Genomic DNA, 16,313 nt, shown 5'->3' with positions numbered 1-16,313 from the left:
TGTAAGATGGCTCACATCGAAAAACAAGCTGGCGAACTGCAGGAAAAGCTGATCGCGGTAAACCGCGTATCTAAAACCGTTAAAGGTGGTCGTATTTTCTCCTTCACAGCTCTGACTGTAGTAGGCGATGGTAACGGTCGCGTAGGTTTTGGTTACGGTAAAGCGCGTGAAGTTCCAGCAGCGATCCAGAAAGCGATGGAAAAAGCCCGTCGCAATATGATTAACGTCGCGCTGAACAACGGCACCCTGCAGCACCCGGTTAAAGGTGTTCACACGGGGTCTCGTGTATTCATGCAGCCAGCTTCCGAAGGTACCGGTATCATCGCCGGTGGTGCAATGCGCGCCGTTCTGGAAGTTGCTGGGGTTCATAACGTTCTGGCTAAAGCATACGGTTCCACCAACCCGATCAACGTGGTTCGTGCAACTATTGATGGCCTGGAAAATATGAATTCTCCAGAAATGGTCGCTGCCAAGCGTGGTAAATCCGTTGAAGAAATTCTGGGGAAATAAACCATGGCAAAGACTATTAAAATTACTCAAACCCGCAGTGCAATCGGTCGTCTGCCGAAACACAAGGCAACGCTGCTTGGCCTGGGTCTGCGTCGTATTGGCCACACCGTAGAGCGCGAGGATACTCCTGCTGTTCGTGGTATGGTCAACGCGGTTTCCTTCATGGTTAAAGTTGAGGAGTAAGAGATGCGTTTAAATACTCTGTCTCCGGCCGAAGGCTCCAAAAAGGCGGGTAAACGCCTGGGTCGTGGTATCGGTTCTGGCCTCGGTAAAACCGGTGGTCGTGGTCACAAAGGTCAGAAGTCTCGTTCTGGCGGTGGCGTACGTCGCGGTTTCGAGGGTGGTCAGATGCCTCTGTACCGTCGTCTGCCGAAATTCGGCTTCACTTCTCGCAAAGCAGCGATTACAGCCGAAGTTCGTCTGTCTGACCTGGCGAAAGTAGAAGGCGGCGTTGTAGACCTGAACACGCTGAAAGCGGCAAACATTATCGGTATCCAGATCGAGTTCGCGAAAGTGATCCTGGCTGGCGAAGTCACTACTCCGGTAACTGTTCGTGGCCTGCGTGTTACTAAAGGCGCTCGTGCTGCTATCGAAGCTGCTGGCGGTAAAATCGAGGAATAAGTAGCAGATGGCTAAACAACCGGGATTAGATTTTCAAAGTGCCAAAGGTGGCTTAGGTGAGCTGAAACGCAGACTGCTGTTTGTTATCGGCGCGCTGATTGTGTTCCGTATTGGCTCTTTTATTCCGATCCCTGGTATTGATGCCGCTGTACTTGCCAAACTGCTTGAGCAACAGCGAGGCACCATCATTGAAATGTTTAACATGTTCTCTGGTGGTGCTCTCAGCCGTGCTTCTATCTTTGCCCTGGGGATCATGCCGTATATTTCGGCGTCGATCATTATCCAGCTGTTGACGGTGGTTCATCCAACGCTGGCAGAAATTAAGAAAGAAGGGGAGTCTGGTCGTCGTAAGATCAGCCAGTACACCCGTTACGGTACTCTGGTGCTGGCGATATTCCAGTCGATCGGTATTGCTACCGGTTTGCCGAATATGCCTGGTATGCAGGGCCTGGTGATGAATCCAGGCTTTGCATTCTATTTCACCGCTGTTGTAAGTCTGGTTACAGGGACGATGTTCCTGATGTGGCTCGGCGAACAGATTACTGAGCGCGGTATCGGTAACGGTATCTCAATCATCATCTTCGCTGGTATCGTTGCGGGACTCCCGCCAGCCATTGCCCATACTATCGAGCAAGCGCGTCAAGGCGACCTGCACTTCCTCGTGTTGCTGTTGGTTGCAGTATTAGTATTTGCAGTGACGTTCTTTGTAGTATTCGTTGAACGTGGTCAACGCCGTATTGTGGTAAACTACGCCAAACGTCAGCAAGGTCGTCGTGTCTATGCTGCACAGAGCACACATTTACCGCTGAAAGTGAATATGGCGGGGGTAATCCCGGCAATCTTCGCTTCCAGTATTATTCTGTTCCCGGCGACCATCGCGTCATGGTTCGGGGGCGGTACTGGTTGGAACTGGCTGACAACAATTTCGCTGTATTTGCAGCCTGGGCAACCGCTTTATGTGTTACTCTATGCGTCTGCAATCATCTTCTTCTGTTTCTTCTACACGGCGTTGGTTTTCAACCCGCGTGAAACAGCAGATAACCTGAAGAAGTCCGGTGCATTTGTACCAGGAATTCGTCCGGGAGAGCAAACGGCGAAGTATATCGATAAAGTAATGACCCGCCTGACCCTGGTTGGTGCGCTGTATATTACCTTTATCTGCCTGATCCCGGAGTTCATGCGTGATGCAATGAAAGTGCCGTTCTACTTCGGTGGGACCTCACTGCTTATCGTTGTTGTCGTGATTATGGACTTTATGGCTCAAGTGCAAACTCTGATGATGTCCAGTCAGTATGAGTCTGCATTGAAGAAGGCGAACCTGAAAGGCTACGGCCGTTAATTGGTCGCCTGAGAAGTTACGGAGAGTAAAAATGAAAGTTCGTGCTTCCGTCAAGAAATTATGCCGTAACTGCAAAATCGTTAAGCGTGATGGTGTCATCCGTGTGATTTGCAGTGCCGAGCCGAAGCATAAACAGCGCCAAGGCTGATTTTTTCGCATATTTTTCTTGCAAAGTTGGGTTGAGCTGGCTAGATTAGCCAGCCAATCTTTTGTATGTCTGTACGTTTCCATTTGAGTATCCTGAAAACGGGCTTTTCAGCATGGTACGTACATATTAAATAGTAGGAGTGCATAGTGGCCCGTATAGCAGGCATTAACATTCCTGATCAGAAACACGCCGTGATCGCGTTAACTTCGATCTACGGTGTCGGCAAGACCCGTTCTAAAGCCATCCTGGCTGCAGCGGGTATCGCTGAAAATGTTAAGATCAGTGAGCTGTCTGAAGAACAAATCGACACGCTGCGTGACGAAGTTGCCAAATTTGTCGTTGAAGGTGATCTGCGCCGTGAAATCAGCATGAGCATCAAGCGCCTGATGGATCTTGGTTGCTATCGCGGTTTGCGTCATCGTCGTGGTCTCCCGGTTCGCGGTCAGCGTACCAAGACCAACGCTCGTACCCGTAAGGGTCCGCGCAAACCGATCAAGAAATAATCGGGGTGATTGAATAATGGCAAAGGCACCAGTTCGCGCACGTAAACGTGTAAGAAAACAAGTCTCTGACGGCGTGGCTCATATCCATGCTTCTTTCAACAACACCATCGTGACTATTACCGATCGTCAGGGTAATGCGCTGGGTTGGGCAACAGCCGGTGGTTCCGGTTTCCGTGGTTCGCGTAAATCCACTCCGTTTGCAGCTCAGGTTGCAGCAGAGCGTTGCGCTGACGCCGTGAAAGAATACGGTATCAAGAATCTGGAAGTTATGGTTAAAGGTCCGGGTCCAGGCCGCGAATCTACTATTCGTGCTCTGAACGCCGCTGGTTTCCGCATCACTAATATTACTGATGTGACTCCGATCCCTCATAACGGTTGTCGTCCGCCGAAAAAACGTCGCGTATAACGCTTCGTTTTCCAGGTTAGTTGGAGAAAGAAAATGGCAAGATATTTGGGTCCTAAGCTCAAGCTGAGCCGTCGTGAGGGCACCGACTTATTCCTTAAGTCTGGCGTTCGCGCGATCGATACCAAGTGTAAAATTGAACAAGCTCCTGGCCAGCACGGTGCGCGTAAGCCGCGTCTGTCTGACTATGGTGTGCAGTTGCGTGAAAAGCAAAAAGTTCGCCGCATTTACGGTGTGCTGGAGCGTCAGTTCCGTAACTACTACAAAGAAGCAGCACGTCTGAAAGGCAACACCGGTGAAAACCTGTTGGCTCTGCTGGAAGGTCGTCTGGACAACGTTGTATACCGTATGGGCTTCGGCGCCACTCGTGCAGAAGCACGTCAGTTGGTTAGCCATAAAGCAATTATGGTAAACGGTCGTGTTGTTAACATCGCTTCTTATCAGGTTAGTCCGAATGACGTTGTTAGCATTCGTGAGAAAGCGAAGAAGCAGTCTCGCGTGAAAGCCGCTCTGGAGCTGGCTGAGCAGCGTGAAAAGCCAACCTGGCTGGAAGTTGATGCTGGCAAGATGGAAGGTACGTACAAGCGTAAGCCTGAGCGTTCTGATCTGTCTGCGGACATTAACGAACACCTGATCGTCGAGCTTTACTCCAAGTAAAGCTTAGTACCAAAGAGAGGACACAATGCAGGGTTCTGTGACAGAGTTTCTAAAACCGCGCCTGGTAGATATCGAGCAAGTGAGTTCGACGCACGCCAAGGTGACCCTTGAGCCTTTAGAGCGTGGCTTCGGCCATACTCTGGGTAACGCACTGCGCCGTATTCTGCTCTCATCGATGCCGGGTTGCGCGGTGACCGAGGTTGAGATTGATGGTGTACTACATGAGTACAGCACCAAAGAAGGCGTTCAGGAAGATATCCTTGAAATCCTGCTCAACCTGAAAGGGCTGGCGGTGAGAGTTCAGGGTAAAGATGAAGTTATTCTTACCTTGAATAAATCTGGCATTGGCCCTGTGACTGCAGCCGATATCACCCATGATGGGGATGTCGAAATCGTCAAGCCGCAGCACGTGATCTGCCACCTGACCGATGAAAACGCGTCTATTAGTATGCGTATCAAAGTTCAGCGCGGTCGTGGTTATGTGCCGGCTTCTACCCGAATTCATTCGGAAGAAGATGAGCGCCCAATCGGCCGTCTGCTGGTCGACGCCTGCTACAGCCCTGTAGAGCGTATTGCCTACAATGTTGAAGCAGCGCGTGTAGAACAGCGTACCGACCTGGACAAGCTGGTCATCGAAATGGAAACCAACGGCACAATCGATCCTGAAGAGGCGATTCGTCGTGCGGCAACCATCCTGGCTGAACAACTGGAAGCTTTCGTTGATTTACGTGATGTACGTCAACCGGAAGTGAAAGAAGAGAAACCAGAATTCGATCCGATCCTGCTGCGCCCTGTTGACGATCTGGAATTGACTGTCCGCTCTGCTAACTGCCTCAAGGCAGAAGCTATCCACTATATCGGTGATCTGGTACAGCGTACCGAGGTTGAGCTTCTTAAGACGCCTAACCTGGGTAAAAAATCTCTTACCGAGATTAAAGACGTGCTGGCTTCCCGTGGACTGTCTCTGGGTATGCGCCTGGAAAACTGGCCACCGGCAAGCATCGCTGACGAGTAACCGGATCACAGGTTAAGGTTTTACTGAGAAGGATAAGGTCATGCGCCATCGTAAGAGTGGTCGTCAACTGAACCGCAACAGCAGCCATCGCCAGGCTATGTTCCGCAATATGGCAGGTTCACTGGTTCGTCATGAAATCATCAAGACGACCCTGCCTAAAGCGAAAGAGCTGCGTCGCGTAGTTGAGCCGCTGATTACTCTTGCCAAGACTGATAGCGTTGCTAATCGTCGTCTGGCATTCGCCCGTACTCGTGATAACGAGATCGTGGCAAAACTGTTTAACGAGCTGGGCCCGCGTTTCGCGAGCCGCGCCGGTGGTTACACTCGCATTCTGAAGTGTGGCTTCCGTGCAGGCGACAACGCGCCGATGGCATACATCGAGCTGGTTGATCGTTCAGAGAAAACAGAAGCTGCTGCAGAGTAATCTGTAGTAACGTAAAAAAACCCGCTTCGGCGGGTTTTTTTATATCCTCCTGAACCCCACATATCTACAATAATTGTATTCTTTTCGTTCAATCCCTGGAGCGACGTATGTGGTTACTTGACCAGTGGGCAGAGCGTCATATTATCGAGGCACAGCGTAAAGGCGAGTTTGATAATTTGCCTGGCCGTGGCGAGCCGCTTATTCTGGATGATGATTCTCATGTGCCGGCGGAACTTCGTGCGGGTTATCGCTTACTCAAGAATGCGGGCTGTCTTCCCCCTGAACTGGAGCAGCGCAGAGACGCTATTCAGTTACTTGATATCCTCAACAGTATCCGGGAAGATGACCCTCGATACCATCAGGTTAGTCGCCAGCTCTCCCTGCTTGAACTAAAACTTCGGCAGGCTGGGTTGAGTACCGACTTTTTACACGGTGAGTATGCAGAAAAACTGCTGCATAAAATCAACGATAATTAACGGAGCTTGTATGTATCGCATTGGTGAGCTGGCAAAGCTGGCAGACGTAACGCCTGATACCATTCGCTACTATGAAAAACAGCAGATGATGGATCATGAGGTACGTACTGAAGGCGGGTTTCGTCTGTATACCGAAAACGATCTGCAGCGTCTCAAGTTTATTCGTTATGCGCGACAGTTGGGTTTCACGCTCGACTCGATCCGCGAGCTTTTATCGATCCGAATTGATCCTGAGCACCATACCTGTCAGGAGTCAAAAAGTATTGTGCAAGAGCGATTGCAGGAGGTTGAAGCCAGGATTGCGGAACTGCAAACGATGCAGCGTTCGTTACAAAGGCTTAATGATGCTTGTTGCGGAACGGCCCACAGTAGCGTCTATTGTTCCATTCTGGAAGCCCTGGAACAGGGGGCCAGTGGAGCGAAATCAGGATGTTGATTTATTGAACCGGCGGGGCTACACTCGCGCCGTTAATTTATACAATCGGGAGACATTATGAGTCGTTATCAACATAAGAAAGGGCAGATAAAGGACAATGCCATTGAGGCATTACTGCACGATCCCCTTTTCAGGCAACGCGTTGAAAAAAATAAGAAAGGCAAAGGAAGCTATCTGCGCAAAGGTAAACACGGTAATCGAGGGAACTGGGAGGCCAGTGGCAAGAAAGTAAGTAACTTTTTTACCACTGGCCTTCTGCTTATTAAGAACGGTTATTTTGTTCTTTCAGCAGATCGCGGATTTCGCCCAATAACACTTCCTCTTTAGAAGGCGCTGGCGGAGCTGCCGGCTCTTCTGCTTTTTTACGGTTGAGTCTGTTGATAAGCTTAATGGCAACAAAGATAGCAAAGGCCACAATCACAAAATCAAATACGTTCTGGATAAACACGCCGTAATGCATGACGACCGCCGGAATATCTCCCTGCGCTTCGCGTAACGTAAAAGCAAATTGTTTAAAGTCGATCCCGCCGATTAACAATCCCAACGGCGGCATAATGATATCGGCAACCAGTGAAGAAACAATCTTACCGAATGCCGCGCCAATAATGACACCCACTGCCAAATCCACAACATTCCCGCGCATCGCGAATTCGCGAAATTCTTTAATAAAACTCATTTTTATTCTCCCTATGCAGCTGACGTTATAAGTTTAACAAATGCTAAGGCATTTTCCATTTACGGCTTCTGTTTAGCGAAATAAATTAAACCTTGATAAATAAAGGGAATTAAAAAGGGCGCTGAATGAGCGCCCCTTAAATTAGAGGAAGAAAGGACTTGGCTGGAACAGACGTTCGACGTCGGTAATAAACTTTTTATCGGTCAAAAACATAATGACGTGATCGCCTTGTTCAATGCGCAAATTGTCATTAGCGATCATGACATCATTACCGCGAACCACCGCGCCAATAATGGTGCCTGGCGGCAGTTTAATTTCGTCAATGACGCGGCCAACCACGCGGGAAGTGCTTTCATCGCCGTGCGCGACGGCTTCGATGGCTTCGGCAACCCCGCGACGTAGTGAGGAAACGCCGACGATATCCGCTTTACGCACATGGCTCAGTAATGCAGAGATGGTGGCCTGCTGCGGAGAAATCGCAATATCTATAACGCTACCCTGCACAAGATCGACATAAGCGCGACGTTGGATCAACACCATCACTTTCTTGGCGCCCATCCGCTTAGCCAACATCGCGGACATGATATTGGCTTCATCATCGTTAGTGACCGCGATAAAGAGATCGACCTGATCAATATGCTCCTCCGCCAGCAATTCCTGATCGGAAGCGTCGCCAAAAAAGACGATCGTGTTTTGCAGTTTCTCAGCCAATTCTGCGGCGCGTTGTTGATCGCGTTCGATCAATTTAACGCTATGGTCTTTTTCCAGACGCCTTGCCAGCCCGGCGCCGATATTGCCGCCGCCCACCAGCATGATGCGCTTGTAGGGTTTTTCCAGACGCTGTAATTCGCTCATTACTGCACGGATATGCTGTGAAGCCGCAATAAAGAAGACTTCATCCCCTGCTTCCACGATAGTCGAGCCCTGAGGACGGATTGGTCTGTCATGGCGGAAAATTGCGGCAACGCGGGTATCGATATGCGGCATATGCTCTCGCATTGTCGAGAGCGCGTTACCTATTAGTGGACCGCCATAGTAGGCTTTAACTACTGCCAGACTGACTTTCCCTTCGGCAAAGTTTACAACCTGTAATGCTCCCGGATACTCGATCAGGCGATAAATATTATCGATAACCAACTGCTCCGGCGCGATCAGATGATCAATCGGAACCGCTTCAGAATGAAAGAGTTTATCCGCATCGCGAACATAGTCCGGGGAGCGAATGCGGGCGATACGGTTTGGAGTGTTGAAGAGTGAATAGGCTACCTGGCAGGCAACCATATTAGTTTCATCTGAACTGGTGACAGCGACCAGCATATCCGCATCGTCAGCGCCCGCTTCGCGCAACACGCGGGGATGCGAACCATGCCCCTGAACTACGCGTAGATCGAACTTATCTTGCAGACTGCGTAACCGTTCGCCGTTGGTATCAACCACCGTGATGTCGTTGTTTTCGCCGACCAGGTTTTCCGCCAGTGTTCCGCCAACTTGCCCTGCGCCCAGTATGATAATTTTCATCAGTCGTGGCCCGTTATCTCATCACTTCTTGATTAGCTTAGCGTAAAAGAACCCATCACCTTCTTCGCCGCCCGGCAGATTCTGTTGTCCTGGCTGATCAGGTGTTCCCGTTTCGCTGAGCGCGGCATCGGGAGTGCGTTGTAAAAAGGTTTTGATCTGATCGCGGTTTTCTTCCGGCAGTACGGAACAGGTGGCGTAAACCAGCGTCCCGCCGGGCTTCAGGCGCGGCCAGACGGCATCAAGAATTTCCGCCTGTAATTGCGCCAGTTCCGCGATATCGCGATCGCGACGCAGCCATTTGATATCTGGATGACGGCGAATGACGCCGGTTGCGGAGCAGGGCGCATCCAGCAGAATACGGTCAAACTGCTGCTCGCCGCACCATTGGGCGGGATAACGTCCATCCCCTTGTTTAACTGTCGCTTTCATCCCAAGACGCTTTAGGTTGTCGTAAACGCGGGAGAGTCGTTGTTCATCAATATCAACCGCCACCACGTCTGCTTCGGGGGCCACTTCGAGAATATGCGTGGTTTTACCGCCGGGCGCGGCGCACAAGTCTAAAATGTGCTCACCGTTCTGAGGAGCGAGAAAAACCGCACATCCCTGCGCAGAGGCATCCTGGACAGTTACCCAACCCTCAGCAAAACCGGGTAAAGCATGTACCGGAGCTGGCGTTTCCAGACGTACAGCGTCGGGATAATCGGGATGGGGATATCCCTTCATGCCTGCGTCTTCAAGTAAGCCAAGCCAACCGTCGCGGGTGTGGTGTGTACGATTTACACGTAGCCACATCGGTGGACGCTGGTTATTCGCTTCAATAATGCGTTGCCACTGTGTGGGGTAAGCATTTTGCAAACGCTTTACCAGCCAACCTGGATGTAAAAAGCGCGCATCGCTGGTCGCAAACTCATTAAGCAACGTTTCCTGCTGGCGCTGGAACTGGCGCAGGACGCCGTTAATTAACCCTTTCAACTGCGGACGTTTGATGGAGACCGCGCCTTCAACGGTTTCAGCCAGCGCCGCATGGGGAGGAACGCGGGTGTACAGCAACTGATAAAAACCGACCATAATTAAGTAATGCACTGTACGCTGCTTGCCGGTCATTGGACGAGACATCAGCTTATTGATCAGCCATTCCAGCTGTGAAAGAGTTCGCAGGACGCCAAAGCACAGCTCCTGAAGTAACGCTTTGTCTTTATCGGCGACTTTTTGTTGCAGCGGCGGGAGCACATTACTTAATGATTGTCCCTGCTCGACGACCTGTTCAACGGCCTGTGCTGCCAGACTACGTAAATTGTTTTGTTTTTTCATATGTATAAAATAAAAATGCCCGGTAACACCGGGCGTATAAAGACGTGATCGTCAGGCAAGGCGGTTACCAGGAATAAACCATTCCCGGCGTGAATTTAACAGATCCTGGGCGCTCATCGCTTTTTTGCCGGCAGGCTGAAGCGAAAGCAAATTTAATATCCCCTTGCCTGTTGCAACCTGGATGCCCTGTTTCGTCGCGGCCAGAATAGTTCCCGGCAGCGACTGCGTGGCGTCCTCTATGACGGACGCCTGCCAGACTTTTACCGGCTGGCCGTCGATTTCCAGCCAGCTCATTGGCCACGGATTAAAGGCGCGAATGCAACGCTCCAGCTGTGCTGCGGAGAGAGACCAGTCGATACGCGCTTCTTCTTTACTGAGCTTTTCCGCATGAGTGACCAGCGCTTCATTCTGCGCTTCAGGCGTCGCTGTGCCGTCCGCCAGTTGTTTTAGTGTGGTAATTAACCCCTGCGGGCCAAGTTCAGCCAACTTATTATACAGTGAGCCACTGGTATCTTCTGCGGTAATCGGGCACGCAAGTTTATACAGCATGTCGCCGGTATCCAGCCCTACATCCATCTGCATAATTGTGACGCCGGTTTCCGCATCGCCTGCCCAGAGTGAGCGCTGAATAGGCGCCGCGCCGCGCCAGCGTGGAAGCAGCGAACCGTGAACGTTGATACATCCGAGACGGGGCATATCCAGCACTGCCTTTGGGAGAATCAGACCATATGCTACGACAACCATGACGTCGGTATGTAAGTCAGCAACCAGTTGCTGGTTTTCCTGAGGACGAAGCGACACGGGCTGGAAAACGGGCAGGCCTTTTTCTTCCGCCAGCACTTTTACCGGGCTGGGCATCAACTTTTTGCCGCGACCTGCTGGACGATCGGGTTGGGTAAATACGCCGACAACGTTATGTCCAGAAGTTAACAGCGCGTCGAGATGACGCGCTGCAAAGTCAGGTGTACCCGCAAAAATAATACGTAGTGAATCTGACACGTTGGTTCTTGTCCTTTAAGCCCGGGCGTTCAGGCGGTCGAGTTTTTCTACTTTCTGACGAATACGTTGTTGCTTCAGCGGCGACAAATAATCGATAAACAGTTTACCGACCAGGTGATCCATCTCATGCTGAATGCAGATTGCCAGCAAACCATCCGCTTCAAGTTCAAATGGGTTGCCGTCGCGATCCAGCGCGCGGATTTTCACTTTCTCGGCGCGCGGCACTAAAGCGCGCTGTTCCGGAATCGACAGACAGCCTTCTTCTATACCCGTTTCGCCACTTTTCTCCAGCAATTCCGGGTTAATGAGTACCAGGCGCTCGTCGCGGTTTTCCGAAACGTCAATCACGATGATCCGCTGGTGGATATCGACCTGCGTTGCGGCCAGACCGATACCTTCTTCCGCGTACATCGTTTCGAACATATCATCGACGATACGCTGAATTTCTGCATTCACTTCTTCAACCGGCTTTGCGACTTTGCGAAGGCGCTCGTCCGGAATATGTAACACTTGCAAAACTGACATAATTATCCAGAGTTGTGTTCAGGAGTTGAAAAGATTATTACCTCTATTCTAGACAAATCCCCACCTGATTGACAGCATCAGTGACCAATCGCAAAGATTGTTCAGACTGCTTGTGGCAGGGGAGGGAAAGGATGGCCCGTACCGAAATTTGGTTACGTTTAATGTACGTCGGCGACCTTTATGGCGAGGCGATGTTGAACATGGCGAACTCGCTTATTCGTCAGCCTCAGATAAATCGCACGCACCTTCAGGAGGCTGGTCTTACCGCGCGGCAAGCTGAACGTTTTTTACAGCTTCCAGCAGGTGTGCTTGATGAGACGTTACGCTGGCTTGAACTACCGCAGCATCATTTTCTGTGTGCGGATAGTGAGATTTATCCTCCCCAACTGCGTGCTATTGATGATTATCCCGGCGCTATTTTTATTGACGGCGATCCTGCCTGTCTGCATACCTGCCAACTTGCCGTCGTAGGGAGCCGGAGCCACTCCTGGTATGGAGAACGCTGGGGACGTCTGCTTTGCGAAAGCCTTGCGAAAAGCGGTTTGACGATCACCAGTGGCCTTGCCCGGGGAATTGATGGCGTAGCACACAACGCCGCGGTGAGTATGGGGGGAAAAAGTGTAGCGGTGTTAGGGAATGGCTTGGCAAAGATTTATCCTCGCCGACATGCCATGCTGGCTGAAAACTTGATTGCCACCGGCGGCGCAGTGGTCTCAGAATTTCCGCTTTCAACGCCTCCGCTACCGCAACATTTTCCTCGCAGAAACCGTATCATCAGCGGACTGAGCAAAGGCGTGCTGGTGATTGAGGCGGCGTTGCGCAGCGGTTCGTTGGTGACGGCGCGCTGCGTGCTTGAACAGGGGCGGGACGTTTTTGCATTACCAGGTCCTATCGGTAGTCCGGGAAGCGAAGGCACGCACTGGTTAATTAAACAAGGGGCCACGCTTGTGACGACGCCGGAGGATATTCTGGAAAATTTGCAATACGGCTTACACTGGTTGCCAACTACGGCGGAAAATTCACTTTATTCACTAAATCAGGATGAGGCGGCATTGCCATTTCCTGAGCTCCTGGCTAACGTAGGAGATGAGGTAACACCTGTTGACGTCGTCGCTGAACGTGCCGGCCAACCTGTGCCAGCGGTAGTGGCTCAGCTACTCGAACTGGAGTTAGCAGGATGGATCGCAGCTGTACCCGGCGGCTATGTCCGATTAAGGAGGGCAAGCCATGTTCGACGTACTAATGTATTTGTTTGAAACATACATCCATAACGAAGCCGAGCTGCGCGTGGATCAGGACAGACTGGAGCGTGATCTCACCGACGCTGGGTTTGATCGCGAAGACATCTACAATGCGCTGCTGTGGCTGGAAAAACTCGCTGACTATCAGGATGGCCTCGCGGAACCCATGCAACTTGCTTCCGACCCTCTTTCAATGCGCATTTATACGGTTGAAGAGTGTGAAAGGCTTGATGCCAGTTGCCGGGGGTTCCTGTTATTCCTTGAGCAGATTCAGGTGCTAAACCTCGAAACACGAGAAATGGTGATTGAGCGTGTGCTGGCGCTGGATACCGCAGAGTTTGACCTGGAAGACTTGAAATGGGTTATTTTGATGGTGTTATTCAACATTCCGGGCTGTGAAAACGCCTATCAGCAAATGGAAGAATTACTCTTTGAGGTAAATGAAGGTATGCTGCATTGATAGGTGTTAATGCTGCATGAGTGAATATGGCTAAATCAGCACTGTTTTCGGTGCGTAAAAATGAGCCCTGCCCGCAGTGCGGGGCCGAACTGGTAATTCGTTCCGGGAAACATGGTCCGTTTCTCGGCTGTTCTCGCTATCCGGAATGCGATTACGTTCGTCCGCTGAAAAGTCAGGCGGACGGACATATCGTTAAAATTCTGGAGGGGCAACTGTGCCCTGAGTGTGGCGCCGTGCTGGTGTTGCGTCAGGGGCGCTTTGGCATGTTCATCGGATGCAGTCAGTATCCGCAATGTGAACATACAGTGGTTATTGATAAACCGGATGAAACGGCGATTGCCTGTCCAGCCTGCCAGCAAGGACATTTGGTCCAGCGCCGTTCTCGTTACGGTAAAATCTTTCATTCCTGCGATCGCTACCCGGAATGTCAGTTTGTCATTAACTTCACACCGGTTGCGGGGGAATGCCCCGAGTGCCATTATCCGCTACTCATCGAAAAGAAAACCGCGCAGGGCGTGAAGCGCTTTTGCGCCAGTAAACAATGTGGAAAGCCGGTTCCGGTGGAATAAACAAGTGAATAATAACCTGCCAACAGGATCTATCGCCGCAGCGGTAGATCTCCTGAATAAAGAAAATGTCATCGCTTATCCAACAGAAGCCGTTTTCGGCGTCGGCTGCGATCCCGATAGTGAAACAGCCGTTACGCGCCTGTTGGCGTTAAAACAACGGCCCGTCGATAAGGGACTCATTTTGATTGCCGCCAGCTTTGAGCAGTTAAAACCTTATATTGATGACAGCATACTTACCGTCGCACAGCGTAAAGCGGTATTTGATTGCTGGCCCGGGCCGGTAACGTTTGTTTTTCCTGCGCCCGCGACAACGCCGCGGTGGCTCACGGGACGTTTTGATTCCCTGGCCGTTCGTGTTACCAACCACCCGCTGGTGGTCGCGCTATGCAATGCGTATGGCAAACCGCTGGTTTCCACCAGCGCCAATCTGAGCGGATTACCGCCATGTCGTACCGTTGAAGAGGTGCGTGCGCAATTTGGCGATGATTTTCCGGTGGTTGAAGGCGCAACGGGTGGGCGTTTAAATCCTTCAGAAATTCGCGATGCTCTGACGGGCGAACTGTTTCGACAGGGGTAATATGATGGAAACCTATGCTGTTTTTGGAAATCCGATTGCGCACAGCAAATCGCCATTTATTCATCAGCAATTTGCTCAGCAGCTAGATATTGTTCACCCCTATGGTCGCGTGCTGGCCCCTATTAATAATTTCATTAATACGCTTGATGCCTTTTTCGCGGCAGGGGGAAAAGGCGCAAACATCACAGTACCTTTTAAAGAGGAGGCGTTTGCGCGTTCGGATGAGTTAACGGAACGAGCATCGCTGGCGGGAGCCGTCAATACATTAAAACGGCTGGAAGATGGTCGTTTGCTTGGCGACAATACTGACGGTATCGGTTTATTAAGCGATCTCGAACGTTTAAATTTTATCCGCCCAGGATTGCGTATTTTGCTGATTGGCGCGGGCGGCGCATCCCGGGGCGTGCTGTTACCCCTGCTTTCTTTGGATTGCGCGGTCACTATCACTAACCGTACAGCTTCACGTGCCGAAGCGTTGGCGAAAATCTTTGCTCATACCGGCAGCGTTCATGCCACGGATATGGACAAGCTGGATGGTTGTGAATTTGACCTGATTATTAATGCGACCTCCAGCGGCATACGGGGCGAAATCCCGGCGATTCCGGCGTCACTTATTCACCCTTCCCTCTGTTGCTATGACATGTTCTATCAAAAAGGGAATACACCATTTCTCTCCTGGTGTGTACAACAGGGCGCAAAACGCTACGCAGATGGGCTGGGAATGCTGGTGGGGCAGGCTGCACATGCCGTTTTGCTTTGGCACGGTGTATTACCGCAGGTCGAGCCAGTGATTGAGCTGCTACAGCAGGAATTATTAGCGTGAACCAGGCCATACAATTTCCTGACCGCGAAGAATGGGATACTGCCGCCAGTGCTATCATCTTTCCCGCCCTGGTTAATGGGATGCAACTCACGTGTGCAATAAAAAAAGATGTACTGGCGTATCGCTTTGGTGGAGAAACAGCGGAGCAATGGCTGGCCATTTTTCGTGAGTATCGCTGGGACCTGGAAGAAGAGGCGGAAGCATTAATCCTGGCCCAGCAGGAAGATGATCACGGTTGGATATGGTTATCCTGAGAAAGATAGTCGTCTTTCCACTTTACATAGTTATTGGCGGAGTACTGCAGGCCCGATCTCTCAGCATCGCTCAAGGGGCGGATCTGTTTTACCGGACTGCCAAGATATAAATAGCCGCTTTCCAGCCGTTTGTGCTGCGGCACCAGGCTTCCCGCGCCAATCATTACGTCATCTTCTATTATCGCGCCATCCAGCACAATGGAGCCCATACCGACCAGTACGCGGTTACCGATGGTACAGCCGTGCAGCATAACTTTATGGCCAACGGTAACATCTTCGCCAATGATTAATGGGTTGCCGTGTGGATTGGATGAAGACTTGTGGGTTACGTGAAGAACGCTGCCATCCTGAATGTTCGTACGAGCCCCTATCGCAACGTAATTCACATCGCCGCGAATCACCACAAGCGGCCAGATCCCGACATCATCCGCCAGACGGACATCGCCAATAACCACGCTGCTGGTATCGATCATCACGCGCTGACCGATACCAGGAAAAAGATCCTTATAAGGACGTAATGTGTCAGACATGTCTACCTCATCATAAATGAATAGTCATGAAGACTTTGGTTGCTTTAACGGCGTTGTGCAAGGGGAGATAGCATCAAAAAATCGCCACTTTGCGCAGGAATGGAGCGAAAGGGATGAAAAATCAACAAACAGAAAAAAAGATCCAAAAAACGCTTGTGCAAAAAAATGGGATCCCTATAATGCGCCTCCATCGACACGGCGGATGTGAATCACTTCACACAAACAGCCGGTCGGTTGAAGAGAAAAATCCTGAAATTCAGGGTTGACTCTGAAAGAGGAAAGCGTAATATACGCCACC

At 50.9% G+C, this 16,313-nt stretch carries 25 protein-coding genes; 19 read left to right on the top strand and 6 right to left on the bottom strand.

Going from position 1 to position 16,313, the window contains the following annotated elements:
* The first annotated feature begins 6 nt into the window (after positions 1-6).
* From rpsE to J4617_RS22500, 13 genes are all read left to right on the top strand, one after another.
* Positions 7-510, top strand: coding sequence for a 30S ribosomal protein S5 (gene rpsE, locus J4617_RS22560; RefSeq protein ID WP_000940121.1), 504 nt, complete (start codon positions 7-9; stop codon positions 508-510).
* 3 nt (positions 511-513) lie between these two features.
* Entirely contained in the window at positions 514-693 is a 180-nt protein-coding gene (gene rpmD, locus J4617_RS22555) for a 50S ribosomal protein L30 (protein WP_001140434.1), read from the top strand.
* Positions 694-696: 3 nt separating this feature from the next.
* Positions 697-1,131: a 50S ribosomal protein L15 gene (gene rplO / locus J4617_RS22550; RefSeq protein WP_001238917.1), complete on the top strand. Its 435-nt coding sequence runs from the start codon at positions 697-699 to the stop codon at positions 1,129-1,131.
* Positions 1,132-1,138: 7 nt separating this feature from the next.
* A complete protein-coding gene (gene secY / locus J4617_RS22545; RefSeq protein WP_001118864.1) occupies positions 1,139-2,470 on the top strand; it encodes a preprotein translocase subunit SecY in 1,332 nt (443 codons plus the stop codon).
* A 31-nt stretch (positions 2,471-2,501) separates the two neighbouring features.
* Positions 2,502-2,618 (top strand): 50S ribosomal protein L36, encoded by a 117-nt coding sequence (gene rpmJ, locus J4617_RS22540; RefSeq protein ID WP_000868187.1) that lies wholly within the window; start codon positions 2,502-2,504, stop codon positions 2,616-2,618.
* Between the two features lie 146 nt (positions 2,619-2,764).
* A complete protein-coding gene (gene rpsM, locus J4617_RS22535) occupies positions 2,765-3,121 on the top strand; it encodes a 30S ribosomal protein S13 (RefSeq protein WP_000090780.1) in 357 nt (118 codons plus the stop codon).
* 16 nt (positions 3,122-3,137) lie between these two features.
* Positions 3,138-3,527 (top strand): 30S ribosomal protein S11, encoded by a 390-nt coding sequence (gene rpsK, locus J4617_RS22530; RefSeq protein WP_001029758.1) that lies wholly within the window; start codon positions 3,138-3,140, stop codon positions 3,525-3,527.
* 33 nt (positions 3,528-3,560) lie between these two features.
* The gene (gene rpsD / locus J4617_RS22525) at positions 3,561-4,181 is read left to right on the top strand and encodes a 30S ribosomal protein S4 (protein ID WP_000135226.1); all 621 of its coding nucleotides are present in this window, start codon (positions 3,561-3,563) and stop codon (positions 4,179-4,181) included.
* 25 nt (positions 4,182-4,206) lie between these two features.
* Positions 4,207-5,196: a DNA-directed RNA polymerase subunit alpha gene (gene rpoA / locus J4617_RS22520; protein WP_001162094.1), complete on the top strand. Its 990-nt coding sequence runs from the start codon at positions 4,207-4,209 to the stop codon at positions 5,194-5,196.
* Between the two features lie 40 nt (positions 5,197-5,236).
* Complete coding sequence (gene rplQ, locus J4617_RS22515; RefSeq protein WP_001216370.1) at positions 5,237-5,620, top strand: 50S ribosomal protein L17; 384 nt, start codon at positions 5,237-5,239, stop codon at positions 5,618-5,620.
* A gap of 107 nt (positions 5,621-5,727) precedes the next feature.
* Positions 5,728-6,096, top strand: coding sequence for a DUF1992 domain-containing protein (locus tag J4617_RS22510; protein ID WP_000266515.1), 369 nt, complete (start codon positions 5,728-5,730; stop codon positions 6,094-6,096).
* A gap of 10 nt (positions 6,097-6,106) precedes the next feature.
* Positions 6,107-6,532, top strand: a complete 426-nt coding sequence (gene zntR / locus J4617_RS22505; protein ID WP_000285585.1) for a Zn(2+)-responsive transcriptional regulator — start codon at positions 6,107-6,109, stop codon at positions 6,530-6,532.
* Between the two features lie 57 nt (positions 6,533-6,589).
* A complete protein-coding gene (locus J4617_RS22500; RefSeq protein WP_001538278.1) occupies positions 6,590-6,859 on the top strand; it encodes an alternative ribosome-rescue factor A in 270 nt (89 codons plus the stop codon).
* Here J4617_RS22500 and mscL read toward each other — a convergent pair.
* The 5 genes from mscL to def form a co-directional block, all read right to left on the bottom strand.
* Entirely contained in the window at positions 6,795-7,208 is a 414-nt protein-coding gene (gene mscL / locus J4617_RS22495; protein ID WP_000008119.1) for a large-conductance mechanosensitive channel protein MscL, read from the bottom strand. The genes J4617_RS22500 and mscL overlap by 65 nt on opposite strands.
* Before the next feature lie 141 nt (positions 7,209-7,349).
* Positions 7,350-8,726, bottom strand: a complete 1,377-nt coding sequence (trkA, locus tag J4617_RS22490) for a Trk system potassium transporter TrkA (protein ID WP_017465354.1) — start codon at positions 8,724-8,726, stop codon at positions 7,350-7,352.
* A gap of 21 nt (positions 8,727-8,747) precedes the next feature.
* Positions 8,748-10,037 (bottom strand): 16S rRNA (cytosine(967)-C(5))-methyltransferase RsmB, encoded by a 1,290-nt coding sequence (gene rsmB, locus J4617_RS22485; RefSeq protein WP_000744614.1) that lies wholly within the window; start codon positions 10,035-10,037, stop codon positions 8,748-8,750.
* A 51-nt stretch (positions 10,038-10,088) separates the two neighbouring features.
* Positions 10,089-11,036 carry a methionyl-tRNA formyltransferase gene (gene fmt, locus J4617_RS22480; protein WP_017465355.1) on the bottom strand — a complete coding sequence of 316 codons (948 nt, stop codon included), beginning with the start codon at positions 11,034-11,036 and terminating at the stop codon, positions 10,089-10,091.
* 15 nt (positions 11,037-11,051) lie between these two features.
* Positions 11,052-11,561: a peptide deformylase gene (gene def, locus J4617_RS22475; RefSeq protein WP_000114987.1), complete on the bottom strand. Its 510-nt coding sequence runs from the start codon at positions 11,559-11,561 to the stop codon at positions 11,052-11,054.
* Between the two features lie 131 nt (positions 11,562-11,692).
* Between def and dprA the strand changes: the two genes are divergently transcribed.
* The 6 genes from dprA to J4617_RS22445 are packed head-to-tail and all read left to right on the top strand — an operon-like array spanning position 11,693 to position 15,485.
* The gene (dprA, locus tag J4617_RS22470) at positions 11,693-12,817 is read left to right on the top strand and encodes a DNA-protecting protein DprA (RefSeq protein ID WP_065680871.1); all 1,125 of its coding nucleotides are present in this window, start codon (positions 11,693-11,695) and stop codon (positions 12,815-12,817) included.
* On the top strand, positions 12,789-13,262 hold the full coding sequence (smg, locus tag J4617_RS22465) for a DUF494 family protein Smg (RefSeq protein ID WP_000460663.1): 474 nt from the start codon (positions 12,789-12,791) through the stop codon (positions 13,260-13,262). The genes dprA and smg overlap by 29 nt, the downstream gene beginning before the upstream one ends.
* Positions 13,263-13,288: 26 nt before the next feature.
* The gene (locus J4617_RS22460) at positions 13,289-13,831 is read left to right on the top strand and encodes a type I DNA topoisomerase (protein WP_001129708.1); all 543 of its coding nucleotides are present in this window, start codon (positions 13,289-13,291) and stop codon (positions 13,829-13,831) included.
* Positions 13,832-13,835: 4 nt separating this feature from the next.
* Positions 13,836-14,408 carry an L-threonylcarbamoyladenylate synthase type 1 TsaC gene (gene tsaC / locus J4617_RS22455; protein ID WP_010835148.1) on the top strand — a complete coding sequence of 191 codons (573 nt, stop codon included), beginning with the start codon at positions 13,836-13,838 and terminating at the stop codon, positions 14,406-14,408.
* Positions 14,409-14,412: 4 nt separating this feature from the next.
* Complete coding sequence (gene aroE / locus J4617_RS22450) at positions 14,413-15,231, top strand: shikimate dehydrogenase (protein WP_000451194.1); 819 nt, start codon at positions 14,413-14,415, stop codon at positions 15,229-15,231.
* Positions 15,228-15,485, top strand: coding sequence for a DUF1488 domain-containing protein (locus tag J4617_RS22445; RefSeq protein WP_001070571.1), 258 nt, complete (start codon positions 15,228-15,230; stop codon positions 15,483-15,485). The genes aroE and J4617_RS22445 overlap by 4 nt, the downstream gene beginning before the upstream one ends.
* Here the strand turns inward: J4617_RS22445 and J4617_RS22440 are convergent.
* Positions 15,461-16,015, bottom strand: coding sequence for a gamma carbonic anhydrase family protein (locus tag J4617_RS22440; protein ID WP_001620477.1), 555 nt, complete (start codon positions 16,013-16,015; stop codon positions 15,461-15,463). The genes J4617_RS22445 and J4617_RS22440 overlap by 25 nt on opposite strands.
* Positions 16,016-16,313 lie beyond the last annotated feature (298 nt).

This window comes from Salmonella sp. 32010601201800023SM (genome assembly GCF_017572235.1).
GTDB lineage: Bacteria > Pseudomonadota > Gammaproteobacteria > Enterobacterales > Enterobacteriaceae > Salmonella > Salmonella enterica.
This window is presented reverse-complemented; position numbering and strand designations above follow the sequence as displayed.

Bases quoted from the DNA above. Each gene is read 5' to 3' on its own strand.
- rpmD (WP_001140434.1), top strand. From the start codon at position 514: ATGGCAAAGACTATTAAAATTACTCAAACCCGCAGTGCAATCGGTCGT.
- rpmJ (WP_000868187.1), top strand. From the start codon at position 2,502: ATGAAAGTTCGTGCTTCCGTCAAGAAATTATGCCGTAACTGCAAAATC.
- trkA (WP_017465354.1), bottom strand. From the start codon at position 8,726: ATGAAAATTATCATACTGGGCGCAGGGCAAGTTGGCGGAACACTGGCG.
- J4617_RS22510 (WP_000266515.1), top strand. From the start codon at position 5,728: ATGTGGTTACTTGACCAGTGGGCAGAGCGTCATATTATCGAGGCACAG.
- zntR (WP_000285585.1), top strand. From the start codon at position 6,107: ATGTATCGCATTGGTGAGCTGGCAAAGCTGGCAGACGTAACGCCTGAT.
- rplO (WP_001238917.1), top strand. From the start codon at position 697: ATGCGTTTAAATACTCTGTCTCCGGCCGAAGGCTCCAAAAAGGCGGGT.
- def (WP_000114987.1), bottom strand. From the start codon at position 11,561: ATGTCAGTTTTGCAAGTGTTACATATTCCGGACGAGCGCCTTCGCAAA.
- J4617_RS22460 (WP_001129708.1), top strand. From the start codon at position 13,289: ATGGCTAAATCAGCACTGTTTTCGGTGCGTAAAAATGAGCCCTGCCCG.
- smg (WP_000460663.1), top strand. From the start codon at position 12,789: ATGTTCGACGTACTAATGTATTTGTTTGAAACATACATCCATAACGAA.
- rpsD (WP_000135226.1), top strand. From the start codon at position 3,561: ATGGCAAGATATTTGGGTCCTAAGCTCAAGCTGAGCCGTCGTGAGGGC.
- secY (WP_001118864.1), top strand. From the start codon at position 1,139: ATGGCTAAACAACCGGGATTAGATTTTCAAAGTGCCAAAGGTGGCTTA.
- rpsK (WP_001029758.1), top strand. From the start codon at position 3,138: ATGGCAAAGGCACCAGTTCGCGCACGTAAACGTGTAAGAAAACAAGTC.
- rplQ (WP_001216370.1), top strand. From the start codon at position 5,237: ATGCGCCATCGTAAGAGTGGTCGTCAACTGAACCGCAACAGCAGCCAT.
- rsmB (WP_000744614.1), bottom strand. From the start codon at position 10,037: ATGAAAAAACAAAACAATTTACGTAGTCTGGCAGCACAGGCCGTTGAA.
- mscL (WP_000008119.1), bottom strand. From the start codon at position 7,208: ATGAGTTTTATTAAAGAATTTCGCGAATTCGCGATGCGCGGGAATGTT.
- J4617_RS22440 (WP_001620477.1), bottom strand. From the start codon at position 16,015: ATGTCTGACACATTACGTCCTTATAAGGATCTTTTTCCTGGTATCGGT.
- rpsE (WP_000940121.1), top strand. From the start codon at position 7: ATGGCTCACATCGAAAAACAAGCTGGCGAACTGCAGGAAAAGCTGATC.
- dprA (WP_065680871.1), top strand. From the start codon at position 11,693: ATGGCCCGTACCGAAATTTGGTTACGTTTAATGTACGTCGGCGACCTT.
- aroE (WP_000451194.1), top strand. From the start codon at position 14,413: ATGGAAACCTATGCTGTTTTTGGAAATCCGATTGCGCACAGCAAATCG.
- J4617_RS22500 (WP_001538278.1), top strand. From the start codon at position 6,590: ATGAGTCGTTATCAACATAAGAAAGGGCAGATAAAGGACAATGCCATT.
- rpoA (WP_001162094.1), top strand. From the start codon at position 4,207: ATGCAGGGTTCTGTGACAGAGTTTCTAAAACCGCGCCTGGTAGATATC.